11 protein-coding genes are annotated in these 7,425 nt (G+C 38.5%); 3 read left to right on the top strand and 8 right to left on the bottom strand.

Features of this window, described 5'->3' with window-relative positions:
- Positions 1 to 97 precede the first annotated feature (97 nt).
- Positions 98 to 736 carry a stage II sporulation protein M gene (gene spoIIM, locus V7149_RS17305; protein ID WP_335346853.1) on the bottom strand — a complete coding sequence of 213 codons (639 nt, stop codon included), beginning with the start codon at positions 734 to 736 and terminating at the stop codon, positions 98 to 100.
- Positions 737 to 887: 151 nt separating this feature from the next.
- On the opposite strand from spoIIM, the gene V7149_RS17310 reads away from it, so the two are divergent.
- Complete coding sequence (locus V7149_RS17310) at positions 888 to 1,457, top strand: GNAT family N-acetyltransferase (protein ID WP_335346854.1); 570 nt, start codon at positions 888 to 890, stop codon at positions 1,455 to 1,457.
- Between the two features lie 66 nt (positions 1,458 to 1,523).
- Here V7149_RS17310 and V7149_RS17315 read toward each other — a convergent pair whose 3' ends face one another.
- Complete coding sequence (locus V7149_RS17315) at positions 1,524 to 2,687, bottom strand: TIGR00375 family protein (protein ID WP_335346855.1); 1,164 nt, start codon at positions 2,685 to 2,687, stop codon at positions 1,524 to 1,526.
- The gene (locus tag V7149_RS17320; RefSeq protein ID WP_335346856.1) at positions 2,688 to 3,239 is read right to left on the bottom strand and encodes an NUDIX hydrolase; all 552 of its coding nucleotides are present in this window, start codon (positions 3,237 to 3,239) and stop codon (positions 2,688 to 2,690) included.
- 76 nt (positions 3,240 to 3,315) lie between these two features.
- Between V7149_RS17320 and mciZ the strand changes: the two genes are divergently transcribed.
- Positions 3,316 to 3,459, top strand: coding sequence for a Z-ring formation inhibitor MciZ (gene mciZ / locus V7149_RS17325; RefSeq protein WP_335346857.1), 144 nt, complete (start codon positions 3,316 to 3,318; stop codon positions 3,457 to 3,459).
- Between the two features lie 178 nt (positions 3,460 to 3,637).
- Positions 3,638 to 4,549 (top strand): aldo/keto reductase, encoded by a 912-nt coding sequence (locus V7149_RS17330; protein ID WP_335346858.1) that lies wholly within the window; start codon positions 3,638 to 3,640, stop codon positions 4,547 to 4,549.
- A 47-nt stretch (positions 4,550 to 4,596) separates the two neighbouring features.
- On the opposite strand, the gene V7149_RS17335 is transcribed toward V7149_RS17330, so the two are convergent.
- The 5 genes from V7149_RS17335 to V7149_RS17355 form a co-directional block, all read right to left on the bottom strand.
- Entirely contained in the window at positions 4,597 to 4,842 is a 246-nt protein-coding gene (locus tag V7149_RS17335; protein WP_335346859.1) for a YqkE family protein, read from the bottom strand.
- Positions 4,843 to 4,891: 49 nt separating this feature from the next.
- Positions 4,892 to 5,263, bottom strand: a complete 372-nt coding sequence (locus V7149_RS17340) for a VOC family protein (protein ID WP_335346860.1) — start codon at positions 5,261 to 5,263, stop codon at positions 4,892 to 4,894.
- Between the two features lie 56 nt (positions 5,264 to 5,319).
- Positions 5,320 to 5,988 (bottom strand): CoA transferase subunit B, encoded by a 669-nt coding sequence (locus V7149_RS17345; protein ID WP_335346861.1) that lies wholly within the window; start codon positions 5,986 to 5,988, stop codon positions 5,320 to 5,322.
- A gap of 22 nt (positions 5,989 to 6,010) precedes the next feature.
- On the bottom strand, positions 6,011 to 6,700 hold the full coding sequence (locus tag V7149_RS17350) for a CoA transferase subunit A (RefSeq protein ID WP_335346862.1): 690 nt from the start codon (positions 6,698 to 6,700) through the stop codon (positions 6,011 to 6,013).
- Positions 6,701 to 6,752: 52 nt separating this feature from the next.
- A partial coding sequence (locus tag V7149_RS17355; protein WP_335346863.1) for an acetyl-CoA C-acyltransferase occupies positions 6,753 to 7,425 on the bottom strand: 673 nt, incomplete at its 5' end.

Genomic DNA, 7,425 nt, shown 5'->3' on the forward strand with positions numbered 1-7,425 from the left:
CATTATAGCAGATAATGGAGGAGATTCAAAATAAAATTATTACAATTAAGCAAAGGTAATTATTATTAAATAGGAATTATTTAAAATAACTCTGTCATTATAATGAATTTATCACCGATTTCATTAAGATAGGGGATAAAAAGGCCTCAATTCCAGCAGCTAAGCATAAAAACACGAGGGCAAAAGCAAATGACATCATATACTTTCCAAACAAAGGCATTACCGGCGGCCCGAGTTTTTTCATAAATTGTCTGCTAATCATTTTTAATGAAAAAGAAACGGCTAGCGTGGCTGAGATGATAAATATCGGAATGATGATAAAATTTTGCGGCAAAACAGAAACAAAGGATAATAAAAATCCATTCCAGCCCATTTGATTAACTAAAAATCCAACTGTAAATCCGACAACCATCCCTTTCATAAATAAAAGAATGAGGATGATCGGAAGACCGATAATGGATATACCTAAAATACACATTAACCCAATAAATTTCATGTTATGAAAGAGACTTTGTTTGAAAAGATCCTTCGTAGTTGCAACTTCCTCATTAGAAACTTGGCTAAAAAATTGGGATAAATAAAAAAATAAATCTTCCTTTTGCGTTAAGCTTAAACTGTTGACAACGATGGCTCCGAAAATAACACCCATTAGAAATAAAACAATCACAAACAAATAAATTGAGGAATGCTCACGAAAATGGGTTGCGATGACGTTCTGGTACATTTTTTTTCTCATTGCTCTTCCTCCTGCAACAATTCTGTTATTAAATTGTATGCTTGTCCTTTTGCTGTATGACAAATTTAGAGCAGAAAAAATACAGTTGATTTTTTTGAATTTTACATTATAATAGTCAAAATTGACTTAATTCAGGAGGGAGATTTTTACGATGAATCCAGTATTAATTGAATTTCCGGATAGAATTGAAACTGAGAGACTTTATATGCGAATTTGTATGCCAGGCGATGGGAGAACCGTTCATGAATCAATCCAGGCCTCTATTGAAGATTTGAAGCAATGGCTTCCTTTTGCTAACAAAGAACAATCGGTTGATGATGTCGAAATAAATATCCGTAAATCTTATTCTCAATTTTTATCGAGGGAAGATATTCGAATTCATATTTTTAGAAAAGAAGATGAAGTGTTCGTTGGTTCCACAGGCTTGCATCGAATAAATTGGGATGTCCGAAAATTTGAAATTGGCTACTGGTGTGACTCCCGCCATCAAAAAAATGGTTATATAACAGAAGCAGTTAGCGGTTTAATTGATTTTACTTTTAACGATTTAGAAGCAAACCGGATTGAAATTCGCTGTGACCCGAAAAATATCAGCAGCAGAAAGATACCTGAAAAATTAGGAATCCGATTAGAAGGCATTTTAGTGAATAATGACCTAAGCGCTGATGGTAAAGAGCTAAGGGATACTTGTGTGTTTGCAATAGTGAAGAAAAATAAATAATATTTTTTGTTAATAATGAGAAAAAAGACTGAATTAAACAGTCTTTTTCTCTTGTTTGTACTTGTATTAATCAGCAATTTTCCCATATTTACCGCCGCCTCCTGCTGTAAGACTCAGTTTTCCTTCCCTGGCCTTTACGATAAGTTCTGCAGTTTTTGTAGGAATAATTTCACTTAATTTTTCTAATGGAACCTCATGCAAGATGGCCATTTCAGTACCAAAGTGATCAAGTAATTTTTGAAGCATTTTTGGACCAAGCCCCGAAATGAACTCCAGCGGAACTTGGTGTACATATGGCGGCCGATGATTTGGAGATTCACTTGCTGTTTTTAATTCAACAATTCTGTCAGCGACCCCATTAATATACTTTGTGCTACCGCAATTTACACATTCATTATGAATCGGATCAAATGGGGCAAAGCACTGGGAACATACGGTTTGATGATATTTCCCAAGAAGCGGATCAAGTCCGTAGTTTGCTTTGATTCTCCGCCCATCCACTCCTTTTAACGCCCTCTCCAATTCTAGAAAAGAAGGTTCAGCCATTTGGAGGACATGATACTCTCTGGCAATTTTCTTTAAGGAATGAGCATCAGAATTCGTTAAAAATGAATAGTTGTGCAGCTCTTTTATTTGATCTGCCATTGCTGTATCAGCACTTAATCCAAGTTCAATGGCGTCAATTTGGTTTTTATCAAACACTTCCTCTAAAGATCTGTGTACCCCTTTTCCATAAAGGCTTTTAAAAGGTGTAAACACATGGGCTGGGATAAATAATCCGCTTAATTCTTTTACCTTTGTCTGAAGCTCACGGCCTGAAGCATAAATTCTTTGTGAACTTAGAGTGATATTTTTCAAGTGGTGCGAAAGCCAGGACGAAAATTCCTTCATCATTGTTAATGTAGGAAAATAACAAAGTACATGAATAGGTCCTTGGCAGTTCTCATCGTAAATTTCCAATTCAGAACCTGGGATTATGGTTAAATCTCCGTATTGTAAACCGCCCTCTTGATGCTCGATCACGTCTCCAGTTTCCATGAGCTGAGCAATTTCTAGAATTACCTCGGGAGAATGGCAATCAATAATCCCAATCATGTTTAACCCTTTTTCATTTCGCGCATGTTCAATAATGTTTGTAAATGTAAGTGATTTTGCTCCTGTTATTTTTACCGGCTTCCCTGTCATCGTACGGCCGATATGAATATGTAAATCTGAATAGTAATCCTTCATTTACTTTTTCAACACCTTTTGAAGTTGCAAATATTGAATAGCATATGCAGTTTTGGCATCATATATTTTCTTTTCTTTTATATATTGCTCTGCCTCGTCAAGCGTCAACTCGAGCAAATTTACGAATTCATCCTCATCTGGTGATGCTGCATTTTCCTTTTTTTCCAAGCCTTTCGCGATGTATAAATGAATGATCTCATCGGCAAATCCAGGAGAAGTATAGAAGGAAATCAGCCATTCCATTTCTTTGCAGTCATAACCAGTTTCTTCTTCAAGCTCTCTTTTTGCACAAACCTCTGGATCCTCTCCTGCTTCTAGTTTGCCAGCAGGAATTTCAACAATTGTCTTTTCCAATGCTTTACGATATTGCTCCACCATGACAATTTTTTCATCGTCTGTTATTGCAAGTACTGCTACTGCCCCAGGATGCTTGATGACTTCTCGCTTGGACATTTTTCCGTTTGGCAACTCAACATCTTCTACTTGAAGACTAATTACTTTTCCAGTAAATATTTTTTCAATATTGGTCGTTTTTTCTTCTAGGCGACTCATGATTCCAGTCACTCCTGTTCTATTCCGTTTAAGTGTACTCATACATATTATCATACTTTAATTGGGGGAGTATGACATGAAAATATATGTTCACGAGAAGGGCGTCATCTTAGTCGGAAAAGCATGGGAAATCAGGGAGAAGCTAAAGGATTACAGCAAGGAGTATCGGTTGATAAAAGAGTGGGTCGAACTAAAAAAGACCTCATATAAAGGTGGCTGAGATTTATTTGTGTAAGTCGCGGATTTATTTGCGAAAGTGGCAATTTATTTGTGAAAGCGACAGAATTATTTGCGAAACCCCGTATTTAGCTTTTTATTACAAAAAAGTCCAATTTATTTGTGGTCCACTCATTTCTTTCGTTAAAATAAAAAGAAAAGGTGAAATTGAGGTTATTTTTATGAAAAAAAGACAGTTGGGCAAGTCAGATTTATATGTAAGTGAGCTCGGACTTGGTTGCATGTCCCTCGGTACGGATGCGAAAAAAGCGCAAGAAATTATCGAAGCTGCATTAGAAGCAGGGATTAACTACTTTGACACAGCCGACTTATATGATTTCGGAACAAACGAACAAATTGTTGGGCAGGCTCTACGCCATGTAAGGGATAAGGTCATCATTGCTACGAAGGCAGGAAACCGCTGGAATGACAACAAAGATAGCTGGAGCTGGGACCCCTCTAAAAAGTATATAAAAGAAGCTGTCAAAGCAAGCTTAAGCAGATTAGGTACGGATTATATTGACTTATACCAACTTCATGGCGGGACGATGGAGGATCCAATCGATGAAACGATTGAAGCATTCGAGGAGTTAAAAGAAGAAGGTTTAATCCGCTTTTACGGAATATCTTCTATTCGGCCTAATGTCATTCGTGAATATGTGAATAAATCGAATCTTGTGTCTGTAATGATTCAATATAGTATTCTAGATCGCCGTCCGGAAGAGGAAGTGCTGCCGCTTCTTCAGAAAAACGGTATAGGAGCTGTTACACGCGGACCGCTTGCAAAAGGGATCTTAAGCGATAAAATGTTAGAAAAAGCATCGGAAAAAGGCTATTTAGACTATCAGTTGGAAGAATTACAGGAAACCATTCCGCTCTTGCGGGAAAAACTTTCTCATACCCGTTCCATGACAGAAATTGCCTTGCAATATAATTTAGCTCATTCTGCTGTTTCGTCTGTTATTGCAGGAGCTAGCACTGTTCTACAAGTTAAGGAAAACGCAAAAGCCATTGTAGCAGAACCATTATCGGGAGATGAGCTCTCCATTATAGAATCAATCACAAAAATGAGTTTGTATGAGCAGCATAGATAATAATGCAATAAAAAAATCGCTTAAACTTAAGCGATTTTTTTATCACCCTATTTATATTCCTTCCAGTTAAGATTGCTTTCACCAAGCAATTCTTCAAAGCTCTTGTTCTTTTCCCGTAATCTTCTTTCTTCTCTCTTTCTTTGCTCTTCCTCTTCTTTTTGTTTATCTTCTGCTGCTTTTAATTCCTGTTTCGTATCTTTTAGTTTTTCCATCAATTCTTGGTTTAGCATATCGCCAAGTGTAATTGGTTTATCATCCTTTTTAGGCTGGGAATGCTGCTTTTTCTTTTTCATCTAAATCCCCTCATAAAATTAATTTTATCACCAATTATATCATAATTACTTATTTTACAAACTCGAGAAATTCAATTCTATTGCCGAATGGATCATCGACAAAAAAGCGATTTCTTCCTTCTATAGGCGGTTCTTCTTTTATCATAATCTTTTTATTTTCCAATTCTTTACGCAAACCTTCTAAGTTTTCTACAACTAAGCCAGGGTGGGCTTTTTTTGCCGGTAGAAATTCTTCTTGCACCCCTATATGTATTTCCTGGTTTCCGCATAAAAACCAGCAGCCTCCCCGCTTTTGGAGATTTTCTGGCTTCGGTATTTCTTCTAGACCAAGGATTTCTCCGAAAAATAATCTTGCCTGCTCCTCGCAGCCTTTTGGTGCTGCTAATTGAATATGATCAATTCCTTTAAATCCAAATGTCATAGTATCTCTCCTTTAATTAGGAAAAGCACAGCCATTGATAACTGTGCCCCTCAAATTTAATAAGCGTCTGTTAGAACATGATCGTCTACCTGTAAAGAAGCTTCAGTTGATTGGACAACCTCCTCAACAGTGTAGCCCTTAGCCACTTCCACAAGCTTAAGTCCTGAGTCCGTTACATCAATGACCGCTCTCTCCGTAATAATCCGATTGACAACTGCCTTGCCTGTTAATGGGAGGGTGCATTCTTTGAGGATTTTCGACTCCCCGTTTTTATTCGTATGATCCATAATGACGATAATTTTGCCTGCACCGTGAACGAGGTCCATCGCTCCGCCCATTCCTTTAATCATCTTGCCTGGAATCATCCAGTTTGCGAGATCCCCGTTTTCAGAGACCTCCATTCCTCCGAGAATCGCTATATTGACTTGCCCTCCACGGATCATGGCAAAGGATTCAGCACTGTCAAAATAAGCAGCACCCGGAATGGCTGTCACTGTTTCTTTGCCAGCATTTATTAAATCTGGGTCCACTCCCTCTTTAGAAGGGTAAGGGCCTATGCCAAGCAGACCATTCTCAGATTGAAGCACGACTTGCTTATTACTTGAAATATAGTTAGCAACGAGTGTTGGCATTCCAATACCTAGATTCACATAAAAGCCATTTTCAATTTCCTTTTCGGCTCTTCGCGCAATTTTTTCACGAACTCCAGCTTTATCGTTACTCATGGCAACTTCTCCTTCCCGTAAATTATTTCGCTAACGTCAGTCTTTCAATGCGTTTTTCCTGAATCCCTTCAATTAGCATTTGCACGTAAATGCTAGGGGTATGAATATGATTCGGATCTAGCTCACCGATTTCATACAGATTTTCCACTTCGGCTATCGTTACTTTTCCTGCAGCGGCAATCATCGGGTTAAAGTTTCTCGCCGTTTTGTGATAAACAAGATTGCCCATCTTATCCGCTTTCCAAGCTCTTACTAAACTGAAGTCAGCGACTAGGGCTTCTTCAAGTAAATATTCTTTTCCATTAAAAATCTTTGTTTCCTTCCCCTCTGCAATGGGAGTACCTACTCCTGCAGGCGTATAAAAAGCCGGGATGCCAGCACCGCCAGCACGAATTTTTTCTGCCAGTGTTCCCTGCGGCAGAAGTTCGACTTCAATTTCACCGGCCAGCACCTGTCTTTCAAACTCTTTATTTTCACCTACATAGGAACCTATCATTTTCTTAATCTGTTTATTTTTTAGCAGGAGACCAAGCCCCCATTCGTCTACCCCACAGTTATTCGAAATAACCGTTAAATCTTTAACACCCTTCTCCACTAAAGCTAGAATCAAATTTTCCGGGATTCCACAAAGTCCAAAGCCGCCAACCATTAAAACAGCACCATCATGAATATCCTTCACTGCTTCGTTAAAGGAAGTAGAAATTGTTTTCATGTCATTCTCTCCTCTCATCGAGAACGTATAATTTAGGCTTTATCCATCACTATTAAACTAGTTCAACTACGGTAGCAACACCCTGTCCTCCGCCGATACATAATGTGGCAAGCCCCTTTTTCGACTGACGCTTTATCATCTCATGAATTAATGTCACTAGAATTCTAGCACCGCTTGCTCCAATTGGATGTCCTAATGCAATGGCTCCTCCATTCACATTCAGAATATCTTTATTAAACTGAAGCTCTCTGTCTACAGCTAGTGATTGCGCTGCAAATGCCTCATTTGCTTCAATTAACTCTAATTCTTCCATTGATACTGCTGCTTTTTCAAGTGCCTTTTTAACAGCATTTACTGGTCCTATGCCCATAATACTTGGGTCCACTCCTGCACTTGCATTTCCTTTAATTACAACAAGTGGCTGAACCCCAAGCTCATCAGCCTTTTCTCTGCTCATAACAATTAGAACTGCAGCACCGTCATTGATGCCCGAAGCATTTCCAGCTGTGACGCTGCCGTCTTTTTTAAATGCCGGTCTTAGTGCAGCTAATTTTTCAACAGTTGTTCCTTTTTTCGGGTATTCGTCCGTATCAAATACAATCGGATCTCCCTTTCTTTGCGGAATCTCAACAGGAACGATTTCATCTTTAAATTTGCCTTCTTCAATAGCCTTTACCGCCTTTACTTGGCTTGCGGCAGCAAACTCATCTTGCTCTTCCCTGCTA

Source organism: Bacillus sp. JJ1503, assembly GCF_036965125.1.
Lineage (GTDB): Bacteria > Bacillota > Bacilli > Bacillales > Cytobacillaceae > Cytobacillus.

Bases quoted from the DNA above. Each gene is read 5' to 3' on its own strand.
- V7149_RS17345 (WP_335346861.1), bottom strand. From the start codon at position 5,988: ATGAGTAACGATAAAGCTGGAGTTCGTGAAAAAATTGCGCGAAGAGCC.
- V7149_RS17350 (WP_335346862.1), bottom strand. From the start codon at position 6,700: ATGAAAACAATTTCTACTTCCTTTAACGAAGCAGTGAAGGATATTCAT.
- V7149_RS17315 (WP_335346855.1), bottom strand. From the start codon at position 2,687: ATGAAGGATTACTATTCAGATTTACATATTCATATCGGCCGTACGATG.
- spoIIM (WP_335346853.1), bottom strand. From the start codon at position 736: ATGAGAAAAAAAATGTACCAGAACGTCATCGCAACCCATTTTCGTGAG.
- V7149_RS17330 (WP_335346858.1), top strand. From the start codon at position 3,638: ATGAAAAAAAGACAGTTGGGCAAGTCAGATTTATATGTAAGTGAGCTC.
- V7149_RS17335 (WP_335346859.1), bottom strand. From the start codon at position 4,842: ATGAAAAAGAAAAAGCAGCATTCCCAGCCTAAAAAGGATGATAAACCA.
- mciZ (WP_335346857.1), top strand. From the start codon at position 3,316: ATGAAAATATATGTTCACGAGAAGGGCGTCATCTTAGTCGGAAAAGCA.
- V7149_RS17320 (WP_335346856.1), bottom strand. From the start codon at position 3,239: ATGAGTCGCCTAGAAGAAAAAACGACCAATATTGAAAAAATATTTACT.
- V7149_RS17340 (WP_335346860.1), bottom strand. From the start codon at position 5,263: ATGACATTTGGATTTAAAGGAATTGATCATATTCAATTAGCAGCACCA.
- V7149_RS17310 (WP_335346854.1), top strand. From the start codon at position 888: ATGAATCCAGTATTAATTGAATTTCCGGATAGAATTGAAACTGAGAGA.